16 protein-coding genes are annotated in these 17,299 nt (G+C 47.6%); 4 read left to right on the top strand and 12 right to left on the bottom strand.

Annotated elements, in window-relative coordinates; all coding sequences use genetic code 11:
* Positions 1-62: 62 nt before the first annotated feature.
* Positions 63-1,301 carry an NAD(P)-dependent malic enzyme gene (locus BM058_RS13110; protein ID WP_090927506.1) on the bottom strand — a complete coding sequence of 413 codons (1,239 nt, stop codon included), beginning with the start codon at positions 1,299-1,301 and terminating at the stop codon, positions 63-65.
* A gap of 102 nt (positions 1,302-1,403) precedes the next feature.
* The gene (gene dnaE / locus BM058_RS13105; RefSeq protein WP_090927505.1) at positions 1,404-4,736 is read right to left on the bottom strand and encodes a DNA polymerase III subunit alpha; all 3,333 of its coding nucleotides are present in this window, start codon (positions 4,734-4,736) and stop codon (positions 1,404-1,406) included.
* 142 nt (positions 4,737-4,878) lie between these two features.
* Here dnaE and BM058_RS13100 point away from each other — a divergent pair, with 142 nt between their 5' ends.
* Together BM058_RS13100 and ytrI are read left to right on the top strand one after the other, a co-directional pair.
* Positions 4,879-5,214: a YtrH family sporulation protein gene (locus tag BM058_RS13100; RefSeq protein WP_090927504.1), complete on the top strand. Its 336-nt coding sequence runs from the start codon at positions 4,879-4,881 to the stop codon at positions 5,212-5,214.
* On the top strand, positions 5,211-5,726 hold the full coding sequence (gene ytrI / locus BM058_RS13095) for a sporulation membrane protein YtrI (protein ID WP_090927503.1): 516 nt from the start codon (positions 5,211-5,213) through the stop codon (positions 5,724-5,726). The genes BM058_RS13100 and ytrI overlap by 4 nt, the downstream gene beginning before the upstream one ends.
* Before the next feature lie 77 nt (positions 5,727-5,803).
* On the opposite strand, the gene BM058_RS13090 is transcribed toward ytrI, so the two are convergent.
* Positions 5,804-6,757: a DHH family phosphoesterase gene (locus BM058_RS13090; protein WP_090927502.1), complete on the bottom strand. Its 954-nt coding sequence runs from the start codon at positions 6,755-6,757 to the stop codon at positions 5,804-5,806.
* A gap of 88 nt (positions 6,758-6,845) precedes the next feature.
* On the opposite strand from BM058_RS13090, the gene BM058_RS13085 reads away from it, so the two are divergent.
* Positions 6,846-7,178: a YtpI family protein gene (locus tag BM058_RS13085; protein WP_090927501.1), complete on the top strand. Its 333-nt coding sequence runs from the start codon at positions 6,846-6,848 to the stop codon at positions 7,176-7,178.
* Positions 7,179-7,227: 49 nt separating this feature from the next.
* Here BM058_RS13085 and BM058_RS13080 read toward each other — a convergent pair whose 3' ends face one another.
* From BM058_RS13080 to BM058_RS13065, 4 genes are all read right to left on the bottom strand, one after another.
* Positions 7,228-8,538 (bottom strand): CBS domain-containing protein, encoded by a 1,311-nt coding sequence (locus BM058_RS13080; RefSeq protein WP_090927500.1) that lies wholly within the window; start codon positions 8,536-8,538, stop codon positions 7,228-7,230.
* 227 nt (positions 8,539-8,765) lie between these two features.
* The gene (locus BM058_RS13075; protein ID WP_090927499.1) at positions 8,766-9,446 is read right to left on the bottom strand and encodes a metal-dependent hydrolase; all 681 of its coding nucleotides are present in this window, start codon (positions 9,444-9,446) and stop codon (positions 8,766-8,768) included.
* A gap of 85 nt (positions 9,447-9,531) precedes the next feature.
* On the bottom strand, positions 9,532-9,909 hold the full coding sequence (locus BM058_RS13070; RefSeq protein ID WP_143083025.1) for a hypothetical protein: 378 nt from the start codon (positions 9,907-9,909) through the stop codon (positions 9,532-9,534).
* 56 nt (positions 9,910-9,965) lie between these two features.
* Positions 9,966-10,724, bottom strand: coding sequence for an SDR family oxidoreductase (locus tag BM058_RS13065; RefSeq protein ID WP_090927497.1), 759 nt, complete (start codon positions 10,722-10,724; stop codon positions 9,966-9,968).
* A gap of 146 nt (positions 10,725-10,870) precedes the next feature.
* On the opposite strand from BM058_RS13065, the gene BM058_RS13060 reads away from it, so the two are divergent.
* Positions 10,871-11,305 (top strand): universal stress protein, encoded by a 435-nt coding sequence (locus BM058_RS13060; RefSeq protein ID WP_090927496.1) that lies wholly within the window; start codon positions 10,871-10,873, stop codon positions 11,303-11,305.
* A gap of 63 nt (positions 11,306-11,368) precedes the next feature.
* Here BM058_RS13060 and argH read toward each other — a convergent pair whose 3' ends face one another.
* The 5 genes from argH to tpx all read right to left on the bottom strand — a co-directional run bounded on the left by argH (position 11,369) and on the right by tpx (position 17,287).
* Complete coding sequence (gene argH, locus BM058_RS13055) at positions 11,369-12,748, bottom strand: argininosuccinate lyase (protein ID WP_090927495.1); 1,380 nt, start codon at positions 12,746-12,748, stop codon at positions 11,369-11,371.
* Complete coding sequence (locus BM058_RS13050) at positions 12,745-13,950, bottom strand: argininosuccinate synthase (protein ID WP_090927494.1); 1,206 nt, start codon at positions 13,948-13,950, stop codon at positions 12,745-12,747. The genes argH and BM058_RS13050 overlap by 4 nt, the downstream gene beginning before the upstream one ends.
* 352 nt (positions 13,951-14,302) lie before the next feature.
* The gene (locus tag BM058_RS13045) at positions 14,303-15,493 is read right to left on the bottom strand and encodes an acetate/propionate family kinase (RefSeq protein WP_090927493.1); all 1,191 of its coding nucleotides are present in this window, start codon (positions 15,491-15,493) and stop codon (positions 14,303-14,305) included.
* Positions 15,494-15,670: 177 nt separating this feature from the next.
* Entirely contained in the window at positions 15,671-16,693 is a 1,023-nt protein-coding gene (locus BM058_RS13040) for a class I SAM-dependent methyltransferase (RefSeq protein WP_090927492.1), read from the bottom strand.
* 93 nt (positions 16,694-16,786) lie between these two features.
* On the bottom strand, positions 16,787-17,287 hold the full coding sequence (tpx, locus tag BM058_RS13035; protein ID WP_090927491.1) for a thiol peroxidase: 501 nt from the start codon (positions 17,285-17,287) through the stop codon (positions 16,787-16,789).
* Positions 17,288-17,299 lie beyond the last annotated feature (12 nt).

Raw genomic sequence — 17,299 nt, 5'->3', positions numbered from 1 at the left:
TTTATCGTCTATGTGTGAAAACACGGAAGCCGGCTGTTTTTTTCTTCCGGTTTTCTATCCTGTTACTCTTTATCAATAATGGAAAGCCGGCTTGTTTTTTCTGCTACGTATTCTGGGTCCACCTCTTTACGTGCAACACCGGTCTCCATCGCCGTCTTGGCAACTGCCGAAGCTACAGCAGGAGCTACACGCGGATCAAAAGGAGCGGGAATGACATAATCCGAATTCAGCTCGCTCTCCTCAAGCAGATCTGCGATCGCATAAACCGCCGCTTTCTTCATTTCTTCGTTGATATGAGTGGCATTGACTTCCAGCGCGCCGCGGAATATGCCTGGAAATGCAAGAACATTGTTGATTTGGTTAGGAAAATCCGACCTGCCGGTTCCAATAACAGAAGCTCCTGCCTCTTTTGCTTCTTCGGGCATAATTTCCGGGTCCGGGTTTGCCATGGCAAAAACAATAGGGTCTTCATTCATACTCTGCAGCATTTCTTTTGTAAGAGCCCCGGCAACGGATACACCGATAAACACATCAGTACCGGCAGCCACATCGGATAGTTCTCCTGCAACTTTATCTTTGTTGGTTACTTTGGCGATCTCTACCTTCTGATCATTCATTCCGGTGGTTCTACCTTCATAGATTGCCCCTCTGGAATCACACAGAATCACATCGCGGACTCCCATACTAAGCAGGAGTTTAATAATGGCAATGCCGGCTGACCCGGCACCATTGACAATAATTTTAAGTTCGGACAGGGATTTTCCGCTCAATTTCAGCGCGTTAATCAGGCCGGCAGCCGTCACAATGGCTGTGCCGTGCTGATCGTCGTGAAAGACAGGGATGTTAACTTCTTTTTTTAACCGTTCTTCAATGATAAAGCAGTTCGGCGCCGCAATATCTTCGAGGTTCACACCACCGAATGTCGGCTGAAGCAGCTTGACCGTTTCCACAATTCTGTCCACCTCTGATGTATCAAGACAGATGGGAAACGCGTCCACTCCTGCGAAAGATTTGAATAATACCGCTTTGCCTTCCATAACGGGAAGAGCAGCTTCAGGGCCGATATTGCCAAGTCCCAGAACAGCGGACCCATCTGAGACGACAGCTACCATATTGCCCTTCATCGTGTAGTCGAATACCTTCTGTTTATCTTCAAAAATTGCTTTACAAGGTTCGGCCACTCCCGGGGAGTAAGCAAGACTTAAATCTCTTGTATTACGAACAGGAACTTTCGATTTTGATTCGAGTTTCCCCTGGTTTTCCCGATGGATCTGCAATGCTTCTTCTCTCGTCGTTGGCAAATTCTCCACTCTCCTTCTTCCTGATCCGCATACTGATAATTCCTCTGCAGGTTTTCAGCCACTGCAAAACTTATCTTATTATAACAGATGAGAATAACTTGTTCACCCTCTGTGTTTCTTCAATACTACAAATTCTTCGGGAAGAACAGTCTTCAAATCTTTCAGCAGAGCGTCTTTCTCAGAGACCCGGTATTTGTCTGACAGCCGGACAGCTGTTTTTTCGTTTTCATAATACAGACAGACAAGCGTCCCCCCGGGATACCGTTTTACAATATCCTTGATTTTTTTCGCTTTCTGTAAATCACCCTGACGGCTTGTGAGTTTTAAATAAAGGACATCGCCCGCTGTCTGATACAGTTCTTCAAGATCCAGCACTTCATCGACCAGAAGTTTGTTTCCCTCCGCCTTCTGGTCCGGGCGCCCGCGAATTAAAATAGGCCGCTGTTCCTGCAGGAGGCTGCGGGAATTCCGGTACACATCAGGGAAAAACACTGTCTCCATCGAACCCGTACCATCAGTCAAACCGGCAAAAGCCATCGACTGCCCCTGCCTTGTCCGGATATTTTTGACTTCTTCCACGATTCCTGCTGCCCAGACGTCCCTTTTCTTCCCGGGCAGTTCTCTATGAAAAGGTACCGGTTCAAATGGAGCAAGAACCTGTTCGTATTTGTGCAGCGGATGGCCGGTCAGATAAAAGCCGGCTGCTTCTTTTTCGGCTTCATAGTTCTCCAGTTCTGTGAACGGGGGCATATCTACAAACCTAAAGTCCATTTCACCTTCCGGGAGAAGCGCCCCTATATCTTTTTGAAATGCTGCATACTCCATCGCTCTGTCCAGAGAAGCAAGCAGTACAGCACGGTCCATGCCGAAATCATCAAAAGCCCCGGCTTTAATCAGCATTTCAAGCGGACGACGCTTTAACACTTCTGAATCCATTCTCATTAAAAAGTCAATAAAACCTCTGTATTTTCCATGTCTGCGCTCTTCTGTCAGCCTTCGTGCCATTTCTGCGTTCACATTCTTAACCGGTAGAAGTCCGAAGCGGATGGACTGGGAAAACGCCTGAAAGACAGTTGTGCTTTCATTGACAGATGGAGGGAGGACGGCTATATTTTTTTGCACAGCCTCCCGGATATACTCCCCCATCTTGTCCGGATTTCCATTATGAAGGGTAAGAAGAGCGGCAAAAAAATGAGCAGGGTAGTGAGCTTTCAGATACGCAAGCTGGTAGGCAATGAAACTGTAAGCTGCTGCGTGAGAGCGGTTAAACCCGTAATCAGCGAATTTTACAATCAGATCGTATACCGCTTCTGCGATTTGTTCATCATACCCGCGTTTTTGTGCACCTTCGAGAAACCTTGTTCTTTCCTGTTCAAGTACAGTACGGTCCTTTTTGCTCACAGCCCTCCGCAGAAGATCCGATTCACCAAACGTGTATCCTGCCATTGTGGACGCAATCTGCATAATCTGTTCCTGATACACAATCACTCCGTACGTAGGCGCCAGAATATGTTTCAGGTCTTCATGCGGGTACTCCGGGTCTGTCTGATTATTTTTCCTTTCAGCATAAACCGGTATGTTTTCCATTGGTCCCGGCCGGTACAAGGCATTGACTGCAGCTATATCCTCAAACCGGTCCGGCTGGATCTGCCGGAGAGCCCGGCGCATACCCGCGGATTCAAGCTGGAAAATGCCGGTGGTATCTCCATCTGAAAGCATCGTATACACAGCCGTATCATCAAGCGGGAGCCGGCGCAGGTCAATGATTTCATTTTCTTTGGAGCGGATGGAGGATGTCATCCGTTCGAGCAGACTCAGGTTTTTCAGACCGAGAAAATCCATTTTTAAAAGACCCAGTTCTTCCAGATCATCCATCGCATACTGAGTCAGCAGAACATTCCCGTCTTTTTTCATAAGGGGGACATGATCAAACAATCGGCTGCCGCTCATAACAACTCCCGCAGCATGAACAGAAGTATGCCTCGGCAGTCCCTCAAGCTGTACAGCGAGACGGAATATCAAATAGGCGGTCGACTCTTTTTCCAGCAGATCACGCATCATTTGATTTTCGTTGTATGTTTTCCGGAGGGAAGTCCCGGGACCCTGTGGAATGAACGAAGCCAGCCTGTCTACAAGAGCCTGCGGTGCCTCAAGAATACGCCCGGTATCGCGAAGGGCAGCACGTGCACCGAACGTTCCAAATGTGACAATCTGCGCGACATGATCCCTCCCGTACGTCCGGGCAGCGTATTCTATGACTTCATCGCGGCGGTAATCAGGAAAATCAATATCAATATCCGGCATATTCAAGCGCTCCGGATTCAGAAACCGCTCAAACAGAAGGTCATGACGGACCGGGTCGACATCGGTGATCTCAAGCACGTACGAGACAAGACTCCCGGCCGCCGACCCTCGCCCGGGACCAACGAGCATCCCCTGTCGTCTTGCAAAGTCAACAAAGTCGGCCACAAGCAGAAAATAATCCTCAAACCCCATATCATGAATAATACCGAGTTCATGCTCCAGCCGCTCCCGGACAGCTTGTTTTGGCTCGCCGTACCGGAAGTGGATTCCAGCATAGCAGCGTTCTCTCAACAGAGATTGTGCGGTGTAACCGGATGGAAGCGGAAAAGAAGGGAGCAGAGACTGGTTAAATTCAATCGTAACGCTGCACCGCTGTGCAATCCGGTTTGTTTCCCGGATGACCTCCGGTTCCTGCTCCAGAAGGCGGCGGATTCCCTCATCATCGTTCATCCATCCCTGGTGTTTTATCTGCTGCGCCGATACTTCCGGGAGTCTCTGCCCGGTTTCCACCGCTTTCAAAGCAAGAAGCACTTCCTGTTCTTCAGGCGACGTCATATGTACGTTAAACCCGGCAGCGAGAAGCAGGTTTTGTTCACCGGCCAGATCTTTCCATGCCTGTACCATATCGTCTTCCCCTTGTACCGGCTGTCTCTCCATATACATAGGGAGAGTTCCGGCGCGGTTCATCCATGTCTGCAGAACCTCTGCTGCCCCCGCTTTTTCTGCATCCCGGAGAAGAACCGCCGGCTCACTTTCAGCATAAGGAAATACCGTAACGGCATTTTCAAGAACAGCGGTTATTCTATCAAGCGTGATTGTCTGCTCCGTCTGTTTTACTGTGGACAGCCGCATCAGTTCACGGTATCCGCTGTTATTTTCCGCGAGAAACAGCACAGGATAACTTCCACTTCGTTTTATTCCTTCCACCCACAGTTCCATCCCGATAATCGGTTTAATACCGGCTTTTACACACTTTTTATAAAAAGGAACCACGCCATGCATCGCATTTTTGTCTGTGATGGCAAGGGCATGCATCCCTGCTTCTGAAGCCTGCTTGATAAGCGTGTCCATCCGGGCTGTACTTTCCAGGAGGCTGTATTCGGTATGAATATGTAAATGTACAAACTCCATATCCACCAGCTCCTTTTTAATCCTTCTACTATTAAGTATGAACAGCTTTTCCAAGGAAAACAAGCATATCCTGTTCGTTTATTTCTTATATTTATACTATAGACGATGCGGCGCTTGTCAACAGAAAGGAGATGCACAGAACATGGGCAGGGATTTTGCAGGGACACTTGTTATGGATTTTTTTGTCGCTTTCGGCGTTATTATCGGTGGTTCTCTTATAGGAGGAATGGGGGCGCTTTTGATAGGAAAACCGCCGCTTTCCACGATTCATGATCTCGCTTCCGGCCTGAAAATCTGGGCTCTGGTTGCAGCCATCGGCGGCACATTCGATGCCATCACATCGCTTGAAAGAGGCCTGTTTGCCGGCACCCACGCCGATATGTATAAGACTATTGCCATGATATGCGCAGCACTCGGAGGGGCCAACACCGGCACCTTGATTATTCAATGGATCACCCAGGAACAGATATCTTCATGAGAATTCCTCCCTATTACAGGAGACCGGGATGGCAGCGTTTTTTTGCCGGTGCTGTGATCGGCGGCCTCGGAGGATGGGCTTTTTTTCTATTTCAGTTCGGGGCTGTTCATGAAGAACTGGTCATTGAAATAAATAAGCAGCGGCTTCAGATTGAAGAGCAGGAGGAGCAGATTGAGGTCCTTCGAAGCGAGGAGCGCCGGCGCAATCAGGAGAATGAACAAAAGCTTACCATTCAGGACATTGAGCTGCTTTTCACAAATGAAAAAACTATGGAGTTGAATGAACTGGCTCTCTATGAGTTAAAGCAGCAGGCGGAAAACGAAGTGAAATTTTTAAACGGGAAAAACATTGAAAGTGTTGTCGAAGGGAAAGAATTAATAAAAAAAGCAGTGGAAAACAAGCTCTACGAAACCGGGGACAACGAGTTCCGACTCAGCATCCGTGAAATGCACATTTACACTACTCTGGAACTTCATTTAAAAATTCTTCCCCCGGAACAGGAAACGTCATAATGGCGCCTTGAGATGGAACGTGAGTTGTTCCGGGCTTCAAGTGACGTTTCCATCCGGAGGAATCTGCACATGAAACATTAAGCCTGGTAATCCCGGCATACCTCTTTCAATTCCTGAATCACCGCCTGTACTTCCTGCTCATCCACAGCTTTTGCTCCGGATGCCATTGGATGCCCTCCTCCATCATGAGCTGCTGCGATATGGTGAATGGCAGGACCTTTGGAACGGAGGCGGACGCGGTAATTCTCATCCTGTTCGACAAAGAAGACCCACGCTTTCAATCCTTTGGTTTCCGAGAATGAATTAACAAGCGCAGAGGACTCATTTATCGAAATATCATATCGTTCAAGCATTTCTTTTGTCAGGCGCGCGATACCGACCCCCTCCGGTGAGAGTTCAAATTGCTGAAGCACTTCCCCCTTCAGGCGTACCAGCTTTTCATCACTTTCATAGAAGCGGGTGAATAACTCCGTCGGATCAAATGGAAAACGAAGAGCCTCGGCAGCGAGCTCCAGTGTTTGAGGAGTTGTATTGGAAAATTGAAAACGCCCCGTGTCTCCGACAATTCCCGCATATAAAAGACGGGCCGCCTGCGTTGTCATTTCCCACCCTTTGTCTTCCCGGGCAGTTAGAAATAAATCTATAATCATCTCGGATGTGGAGCTTGCTTTGGTATCCACCCAGCTGTCCTGTCCGTAAACCTCCACTTCGGGATGGTGATCGATTTTCACAACGTAATCAGCACACTGCCACTTTTCTCCATCGACTCGTTCTGTGTTCGCCGTATCACATATGACAGCGAGAAACGAATCCGATGCGGTCAGTGCCTCTTCTTCTCCCTGCATCTCTGCCAGAAAAGAGAGAGAGGGTTCGTCTTCACCAATGGTATATATTTTTTTTTCCGGATAATTGTGCTGCATTAATGCCGCAATCCCGGCCTGGGATCCCAGCGCGTCCGGATCCGGCTTCTCGTGGCGGTAAATGCCGATAACAGAATACCTCTCGATTGTTTGCAATATTCTCTGTTTCATGCTATCTTCCTTTCTGTCAGCTTTCATGTTCAATCGATTTTGTATTTTCTGATAAGAGCAACCAATATCAGTCCTTGGAGGGAAAAGAGTGACCCCTGTTTTTATCGTTATTCTCACGGCAGCCATTGCAATGTATGTCTATTACAAAGTAAAAGCCGTCCGGACAAAAACCCATGCCTACAAAAGATGGGTACAGGCCAAGGCTAACATCAGTCTCGGGCTTTTCATGGCCGCTTTTGGAGCAAATCTGCTGCAGTTGGTCCGCGGACCGGTGGATATTATTGTAGGAGTCGTTTTTCTTCTTGTCGGTGCCGCCAACATCATATTTGGCTGGAGAGCCTATCGTATACACGGCCCTTACGCGGCAGAAGAAGCAAAAAAACAACGACGGGATAATCAGCAGAAGCCGGGACGTTCTTAAAGGGTGCGGGATGCCGCACCCTTTTTTTTTGAAACGTATAATTTTTGTTTTACCGGTCCAGCATTTGTGCCATCATGAGAGCCTTACCGACAATGCCGCCCTCATGATACAATTCCACATCCACTTTTCCATGCCGCCTCCCCACTTCAAGCAGTTTCCCTTTCATATCAACCGTACTTTCAATCTGAACAGGCTTGATGAAATACAGGGTAATATTCTCTACGACAATATCCCCCCGCTTATACTGACGGAGCAGGCGGCTTCCTGTCTCTGTAACAAGGGTGGAAAGAACACCGTAAGATATCATCCCAAGGTGATTGGTCATCTGAGGAGTGACATCACACTGATAGTGGTAATCGGAATCCGGACCTGTTTCATGGAACCGGCCGGTGATTAAATCATCTATCGTCTCCCCGACATGAGGCTGCCGCTGTGTCATCTGGAGGGCCTTAAGCACATCCTGACGGCTGATCACGCCCAGAAGCCGGTTCTGTTCATCTATCACCGGCAGCAGTTCAATACCTTCCCAGACCATCACATGTGCAACAGAGGCGACGGAGGTTCTCTCTTTGACAGTGATAGGATTTTTAGTCATGATCTGTTCAATCGGAACTGTCATATCTGCACCGAGAACGTCTTTGGCAGCTACCATCCCCCGTACTTTCATGTCTCCGTCAATAACAGGATAACGACTGTGGCTGGTACGGCCGTTTATTTCGTGCCACTTTTTCACATCGTTGTCGATAGAAAGGAAAAACGTATCCTGCAGGGGGATCAGTATATCATCAACAAGTACAATCTCCTTTTTGATTAACTGGTCATAGATCGCCCGGTTAATCATGGTTGCTACCGTAAACGTATCATATGTAGTAGAAATAACCGGCATCCCGAGTTCATCGGCCAGTGCAATGACGTTCTCGTTGGTATCAAATCCTCCGGTTATCAACACTGCCGCACCGGCTTCAAGCGCCAGCTTGTGAACCTGATAGCGGTTACCGACAATCAAAAGGTTCCCAGGCTCTACGTAACGCATCATGGCCTCGAGTTTCATAGCTCCTATCACAAAACGGTTCAGCGTTTTGTGAAGACCGTTTCTTCCTCCAAGCACCTGCCCGTCTACAATATTAACTACTTCTGCGTATGTCAGCTTTTCAATATTATCTTTTTGTTTTTTTTCAATACGGATGGTGCCGACCCGCTCGATCGTGCTGACAAGCCCTTGATTTTCCGCTTCTTTTATTGCCCGGTAGGCTGTTCCCTCACTGACGTTCAGCGATTTGGCCACACGCCGCACCGATATTTTTTCTCCTACACCGAGCTCGGTAATATGCTGTAAAATTTGTTCATGTTTTGTCGCCATTCTGCTGCTCACCTCTTCTCCGGCTGATACTGTATCATTTCCCATATGACTCTGTATTACTTTTCATTATACGCAGGCCTGTCCGGGAAAGCAAGATGATTCAACAGTTGACGTTTACAATTCAATGATGGAAGCGTTCTCTTTATGTAACGGAGATATCTTTCAGCATAAAAAAGCTGTTCCAATGGTAAATGTATTTACCTTGAAACAGCTCTTCATTCTTTTCGTTACAAATTGATGGATCCGCCGGGCTTCAATGCCTGCCCTTTTACCGGAGAAATCGATTCAATAAAGGCATCGCCGTCCTGATTGATTAATGGAAACGTGTTGTAATGAACCGGCACAACGTGTCCCGGCTTTATCCATTCAACAGCCTTTGCTGCGTCCACAGGACCCATCGTGAAGTTATCACCAATCGGGATGAAAAGAAGATCGATGTTATACCGTTCCCCGATCATCTTCAAGTCCGAAAACAGACCGGTGTCTCCCATATGGTAGATGGTTTTTCCTTCGGCTTCAAAAATGATTCCAGTCGGCATTCCGGTATAGATCATTTCCCCGTTATCTCCGGTATAAGACGAACTGTGGAAAGCCTGTGTCATCGATACTCTGCCAAAGTCAAACGTGCATCCTCCGCCGATGTTAAGAGGATGCGTCTCCAGGCCTTTCGTACCCAGATAAGAAGCCAGTTCAACCGGCGCTACAACAAACGCGTTATTACGTTTTGCTATGTCTATGGTGTCCCCGACATGATCGTCATGTCCGTGTGTCAGCAGAATGACATCCGGATTCACTTCATCTGCGTTTAAATCCGTATTTCCATTACCGGTAATGAAAGGATCGATTAAAATACTTTTTCCATTCGCTTCAATATGAACCACAGAATGGCCGTGATAGGTTACATTCATCATTCATGCCTCCTTTACTTGATACCGATAATGGTGTTCCCCTTTTCTTTTGATATTTAAACCTCTTTTCGGGAAAGTTTCTGCCTTATTCTTCATTTTTCCAAAGCCAGGTGTGAAGCTCCCCCTCTTCATCCTGCCATCGCACATCCAGACGTTCGAGTGGAGGAAGCTCCGTACCGCGGAAAGCTTCAGCCAGCTCTTCTTTCGTCGATTCCGGGGAGATGCCGGTTTGTTCGTATAGTTTCTCAACATGAGGTTGTGCCTTTCTTCCATGCCAGGCTCTGCCTTGGGCATGGTATTCATACGAATCGGGACTGTTGTATTCCCAGTGAAAATAGGTTCCATCCTCTGTCTCGGCGGTCGCCTGAAAAAGAAACACTTCTTGGAGAGAAACTGCAGCTGCACTGCTGCTATCTACTGCCAATATCAAAAAGACGGCGGCTGCCGCGCGTAAGCTTTTCATATTTATCACCTCTGCCGGATAGGATGCGCGGCAGCGTCCGCATTTATACCCGGAGGTCAACGCCATTTATGCAAAACATCTACACCGCCTGTTACTTCCAGTACCGTGCCGGTAATCATATCGGAGTGCTCTTCGCATAAAAAAGCAATAGCCCGGGAAATATCTCCGCCCGATGCCGGTCTTCCCACCGGTGTCTCAGGATCCTGTACGCGGCGGGCTTCCGGGATAGAAGATTCTTTATAATCTGACGTCACGACACCCGGACAAACCATATTTACCGTAATTCCATTTTCCGCTTCTTCAATCGATACCGTTTTTGTAAGGGAGACAAGTCCGGATTTCGCAGCCGCGTAGGCCGAACGATAGATCCACGCCGGAGCATCACCTGCCCCTTGAAATCCATATGTCACGATACGTCCGTACTGCTGTTCTCTCATTACAGGGATGACTTCCCGGAAAAGATGGAACACCGCAGACAAATTCCCCTGGACCATCTCGTTCCACTCTTCTGTGGAATAGTCCATTAATTTTTTTCGTTCAAATACATAAGGGCCGGCGTTGCATACGAGTATGTCCAGTCTGCCGAACTGTTCAACAGCAGAAGCAGCGAGCTTTTTTATATCTGCCTCTACTGTTATATCAGCCTGAACAACGTGAAGGCGGCCGCGGCTGGACACCCACTCCTGCTGCATCGTTTCGGCAGCTTCTGTGTCCCGGAAATAACTGACTGTCACCGCGTACCCATTTTGAAGAAACTGCTCGGCTGCTTTCTTTCCAAGTCCTTTCGTTCCCGCTGTAATCAGTGCGTGCCTCATCCTGTAAACCTCCTTCAATCTACAGAACTATTATACATGATTCAAAAACACGTGGAAAAAATATCGACGTTTGTTTCCAGCAAAAAGAGGGAATGTTATTATAAAATTCAGAGTTATCGAGTGCTCTGAATCACAGGAGGGATAGCATGACAGCATACAAAAATATTCTCATTGCTGTAGACGGTTCCAAAGAGTCGAATACTGCTTTGAACAAAGCGGTAAATATGGCTGTCGATCAGCAGGCCGTTCTCGTCATTGCTCATATTATCGATACCCGTACCTTTGCGACGATTGAACAGTATGACAGAACAATCGTTTCCCGTGCGGAACAGTACGGACAGGAGCTTGTGCAGCAGTACAAGGAAGAAGCAGAAAAAGCCGGAGTGGAAAAGGTGCATACTGTGGTCGATTTTGGCTCACCGCGGGTGAAAATTCCTAAAGATATTGCCAAACAATACGAGGTTGATTTGATTTTGACAGGAGCAACCGGGTTGAATACAGTAGAACGTATTTTAATAGGGAGTGTATCGGAAGCGGTTGCCAGACAGGCATCCTGTGATGTGCTGATCGTCCGCTCCTGATTATTTTTCTGTAACGAAAAACCAGCCGTCACGGCGGCTGGTTTGAATGAAACAATACCTCTTTTATTTCTCCTGTACTTTCTGCTGTGCTTTTTTTATGGCGCTTCGAACCTGCTCAAATCCGGTTCCACCGGCGCTGTTTCGTCTTCCCACGACAGTGGACGGTTTAAGTACTTCATAAATATCTTCTTCAAACAGCGGACTGGCTGTTTGGTATTCTTCCAAAGAAAGATCCAGCAGGTATATTCCTTTTTCGATACACTGGAGTACCAGTTTTCCTACAACTTCATGAGCTTCCCGGAACGGCAGGCCTTTTGCCGCAAGATAATCAGCGAGTTCGGTTGCATTGGAAAAATCCGAATGGGTCTCTTTTTCCATGACACCGGTGTTTACGTTCATCGTTTCAATCATGCCGCTGAATATCTTAAGAGAACCTTCAAGCGTTGTAACGGTATCAAACATGCCTTCTTTGTCTTCCTGCATATCTTTGTTATAAGCAAGAGGAAGACCCTTCAAGAGCGTCAGCAGAGATACAAAATTGCCGTACACGCGGCCTGTTTTACCGCGTACGAGTTCTGCCATATCCGGGTTTTTCTTCTGGGGCATAATACTGCTTCCGGTAGCAAACGTGTCATCTAGCTCCACAAAGTTGAACTCCTGGCTCGACCATAGAATCAACTCCTCGGAAAAGCGGGACAAATGCATCATAACCATGGAGGACGCGCTCATGAATTCCAGAATGAAATCGCGGTCACTTACCGCATCCAGACTGTTGTCGTATACCCCGTCAAATCCAAGCAGGTCCGCCGCATATTCCCGGTCAATCGGAAATGTTGTGCCGGCAAGCGCTCCGGCTCCGAGCGGCGAAACATTCAGTCGTTTCAGACTGTCTTCAAGTCTTGTGTAATCCCGCTCAAGCATCCAGAAATAAGCCATTAGATGATGGGCAAACGAGACCGGCTGCGCCCGCTGCAGATGGGTGTAACCCGGGATAATGGTTTCCACGTGTTTTTCAGCCTGCCCAAGAAGTGCCTGCTGCAGCTGTTTGATATTATCCATGATTTCAAGTGTATGTTTTTTTAAGTAAAGATGCATGTCCGTTGCAATCTGATCATTACGGCTCCGTCCGGTGTGGAGTTTTCCACCGATCGGTCCGATTTCATCTGTAAGGAGTTTTTCGAGATTCAAGTGAATATCTTCATTTTCTACAGAATACTCGAGTTCTCCCTGTTCTGCTTTTTCCTTCAGCGTTTCAAGCCCTTTTTTTATAGTGGATGCTTCTTCTGTCGTCAGGATATTACAATATTCCAGCATACTGACATGGGCCAGACTTCCTTCAATATCTTCATGTACCAGTTCCTGATCAAAAGGAATGGATGCCCCAAAGGCATCCACCCATTCTTCCGCACTTTTTGTAAATCTTCCGCCCCACAGTTTCATCAGACATTAACACCGTTTCTATTAACCATGCTGTGTACTTTCGTCGGAAGTCCCCATAGATTAATAAATCCGATAGCTGATTGATGATCGAATTCATCATCTGGTGTATAGGTGGCAAGCTTTTCATTGTAAAGCGAAAGATCGGACTTTCTTCCTTCCACAACAGCGTGCCCTTTAAACAATTTCACTCTGACAAACCCTGTTACATTCTGCTGGGTTTCTTTCAGGAATGCTTCCAGACCATCTCTGATCTGGGAGAACCACAGCCCGTCGTAAATGACTTCCGAAAGTTTTTTCTCAATAACCGGCTTGAAGTGCGCCACTTCTTTTGGAAGCGTTAGATCTTCCAGTTCCTTGTGGGATTGAATAAGGGTCATCGCGCCCGGGCACTCGTAAACTTCTCTTGATTTGATGCCGACCATTCTGTTCTCCACGTGATCGATTCTGCCGACGCCGTGTTTCCCGGCAACACTATTCAACTCCTGAATCAAATCATCCAGTTCATAGGTCGTGCCGTTCAGCGCCACTGGTCTGCCCTGCTTGAATTCAATTTCCACAATGTCCGCTTCATCGGGTGTCTTTTCCAAAGGATTCGTTAATGCGTACGCGCCTTCCGGAGGAGTCGTCCATGGATCTTCGAGAATGCCGCACTCATTACTTCTGCCCCATAGATTCTGGTCCACCGAATACGGGTTGTCGAGGTCAATTGGAATCGGAATCTCATGCTGCTTCGCATATTCGATTTCTTCATCCCTGGACCAGCCCCAGCTTCTCACCGGCGCAAGAACTTCCAAATCCGGATTAAGCGCCTGAATGGAAACTTCAAATCTAACCTGGTCGTTTCCTTTGCCGGTACAGCCGTGAGCTACCGCATCGGCATTAGTCTGTTCCGCGATTTCAACCAGTTTCTTCGAAATAAGAGGTCTGGAGAGAGCGGAAACAAGCGGATATTTCTGTTCGTATAATGTATGAGCCTGCATAGCCGGAAGGACAAATTCTTCGGCGAACTCTTTCGTTGCATCCACGGTATACGATTGAACCGCACCTACCTGCAGTGCTTTATTCTTTACAGATTCCAGATCATTTCCTTCTCCTACATCAAGGCCTACCGCCACTACATCATATCCCTGATCCGCAAGCCACCGGATCGCTACAGATGTGTCGAGTCCCCCGGAATACGCCAAAACAACTTTTTTGTTCGCCATGTTTATGATTCCCTCCATCTTCAGGTGAATATTAATACTGAAGTTATTATTTTTATACATAAATGAGCAAAAATAGGAGAGGCTTCTGCCTCACAATTCATTTGTCTGTCATTCTTGTTTAACTGTTATTGATAACTTTAACAAGAGTTTTATGATTTTGCAATACTTATTCATGAAAAAGCATAAAAATTTATAGAGCCATATCTATGTAAGAGGTGCCCATGAAGAGAAAAAAAGACCGGAATTACAGGGATATTCTTGTTATTCACAGCGCCTTGCTGCTGTGGACGGATCCTCTGCACTTCTGGTCTTTTCACCCATCATGATACATTTTTATTCATTATTCATTGAATCAATCAAATCCAAGTCTCATGGTATCTCTTGCAATCATCACTTCTTCATTGGTAGGAATAATAAGCACTTTGACAGGCGATCCATCCTTATTGACAAAGGTTTCTTCCCCGCGTGTGTCATTTTTGGACTCATCGAGATGAATGCCCATAAATTCCAGCCCCTCGATAACCTCTTTGCGGACCGTGCTGCTGTTTTCTCCCACACCGGCTGTGAAAATGACAGCGTCCAATCCGTTCATGCTTGCCGCATACGTGCCGATGTACTTATGAATACGGGTTGTATAAATGTCGAGTGCTGTGCGGGCTTTCTCGTCTCCTGCATTTCTTTTCTGTTCGACATCGCGCAGGTCGCTTGACGCTCCGCTCACACCGAGAAGACCGCTCTTTTTATTCAGCATCGTAATGATATCTCCGGCGGACTGTCCGGTTTTATCCATCATATATGGAATAAGGGCCGGGTCAATATTTCCGGAACGGGTGCCCATCGCTGTGCCGGCGAGGGGGGTGAAGCCCATGGACGTATCCACTGAGAAGCCGCCGTCAATGGCAGTAACACTTACCCCGTTTCCGATATGGCAGGAAACAAGTTTAAGATCTTCCTGCGGCTGATCCAGAAGATCTGCCGCGCGCTCTCCCACGTATTTGTGTGAAGTCCCGTGAAATCCGTATTTGCGGATACCATATTGTTCGTAGTATTCATAAGGGACACTGTACATGTATCTGGATTTTGGCATCGTCTGATGAAATGCGGTATCAAACACGGCGACATCCGGTACGTTTGGCAGCATATCCCGGAAAGCGCGGATGCCCGTCAGATTTGCCGGATTATGAAGTGGGGCCAGCTCACTGACTTCTTCAATGGCTTCCACCACGTCATCTGTTATTTTGACAGAGTCCGCAAACTTCTCACCACCGTGAACGACCCGGTGTCCAACGCCTTCTATATCATCGAGGGAGTTTATAATTTGGTTGTCAGTCAGACTGTCGAGCATTTTTTTAACCGCCTCTTCATGGTCGGAAATATCGAGCTGTTCCTGGATTTCTTCTTCTCCCCATTCCAATTCCATTTCCGCTCCATCGAGTCCTATTCTTTCTATCTGGCCTTTGGCAGCCAGTTCTTCTTCAGGCATGCGCAGAAGTTGAAACTTAAGCGACGAACTTCCCGCATTTACAGCCATGATCATTGACATGGAAAACGCTCCTTTTACACTTCATTCTCATTTTCACTTTTTTCATTTAAACACCCGGATTTTCAAATTGCAAGGCAGCGGGCGGGGTTGCGCCCATATTCAATACTTTCATCCAATTCAGACTTGTATGCGTTACAAAAGCAGCCGGGTTTCTGCCCGGCTGCTTTTATACCAATATTACGATGTGAAGCCTTCTTCTTTAAACCAGTTTTCCATCTGCTTCATCATGTCCAAAAGAGCGTCCTGGTTGTTGAACGATGGCAGTTCAGCAAGCAGTGCCTGACCGGGCTGCACGACATCGGGACCTTTCTTTTGAAGGAGCCAGATGCTTTTTGCAGCCTGGGTATTTTTGAACATCGACGACGGAAGCTGGAGCAGACCAAGAATGACTGCTTCATCTTTAATGTACGTATGCAGCGCATCCGCCTGATCGCTTTCAAACATATAGTTTGGAATCAACAGAACGAAGAAGCCGCCTGGTTTCACCTGCGTCATGCATTTTTCAATAATCAGGTGGTGAACGTACGAATGTCCTTCCTGTGCCTGCAGCCGGAATGATGCGGCAACATCATCCTTCGGGTAATAGCCGACAGGAAGATCAGACACAACAACATCTGCTTCCGGCGGAGCAAGCTGCTCAATACTGTCCTGGTGAAACAGCTCCACGTCGTGTTCCTGCAGGTTCGACAGGACATAGGCCACTTTCAGCAGCGTCTCATCGACTTCTGCCCCGTATGCCGCCGTTTCTTTGGATACTTGATTCAACACCGCGCTTAAGAGATTCGCTGTGCCGGCCGCCGGGTCAAGCAAAGCAAGAGTTTCCCGTTTGGAGGTGAGCTTTTCTACGATATAACCCATAAACATCGCCACCGCATCCGGGGTCATCGCATGGTGCGGCTGGACAGCTTCTTTCATTCCTTTAATAACCGCCAGCTGAAAAGCTTTCCGGATTTCTTCACGTTTCATTTCTTCCGGAAGTTCCTGATCCAGTTTTTCGCGGAGACGTTCTGTCTCTTCCTCGGGGAGTGATTGTACAATGCTGTGCTGAAATACGTTTTCACCGGCTTCGGCAAGTGCTTCCAGATACGTCACATCGGTGTGCTGCTGAATCGACACTGCCATTTCATCTATTAAAACGTGTAGTTTTTCCACTCCTGTAGCTGCTTCCACTTTCGTACCGCCCTTTCTCGTTTCGTGCATGTCTTTGGAAAGTATAGCAGAAAAGCTGCTGCGGTTAAAATGAGACGCTGAAAAAAGACCTTCCCCTGCTGCAGGAGAAGGTCTTTGATTCGTTTATTCCGCTGCTTTCGCCGCAGCAATCGCTGCCTCGTAATCAGGATGGTTGGTCGCTTCCGGTACGTATTCTGCATACGTTACTTCACCTTGGCTGTTTACAACGAATACAGAGCGGGCCAGCAGACGGAGTTCCTCCATAGCTGTGCCGAAATTCTGTCCGAAAGAAAGATCGCGGTGGTCGGACAGCACCTGAATGTTGTCGATACCGGCGGCCCCGCACCATCTTTTCTGGGCAAACGGGAGGTCGCAGCTGATAGTAAGCACTTCTACCCCGTCCAGATTTGCTGCTTCTTCGTTAAAACGGCGCGTCTGCTGATCGCATACACCGGTGTCAAGCGAAGGTACGACACTGATCAGTCGTACGTTTCCTTTCGAATCACTGAGCGCCACTTCTGACAAGTCGTTTGCCAGCACTGTGAAATCCGGTGCCTGATCTCCCGGTTTCACTTCTTCTCCCATCAATGTCATCGGGTTTCCTTTAAATGTTACTTCCGCCATTGCATATTCCTC

It is taken from the genome of Salibacterium qingdaonense (assembly GCF_900114715.1).
Taxonomy (GTDB): Bacteria; Bacillota; Bacilli; order Bacillales; family Marinococcaceae; genus Salibacterium; species Salibacterium qingdaonense.
This window is presented reverse-complemented; position numbering and strand designations above follow the sequence as displayed.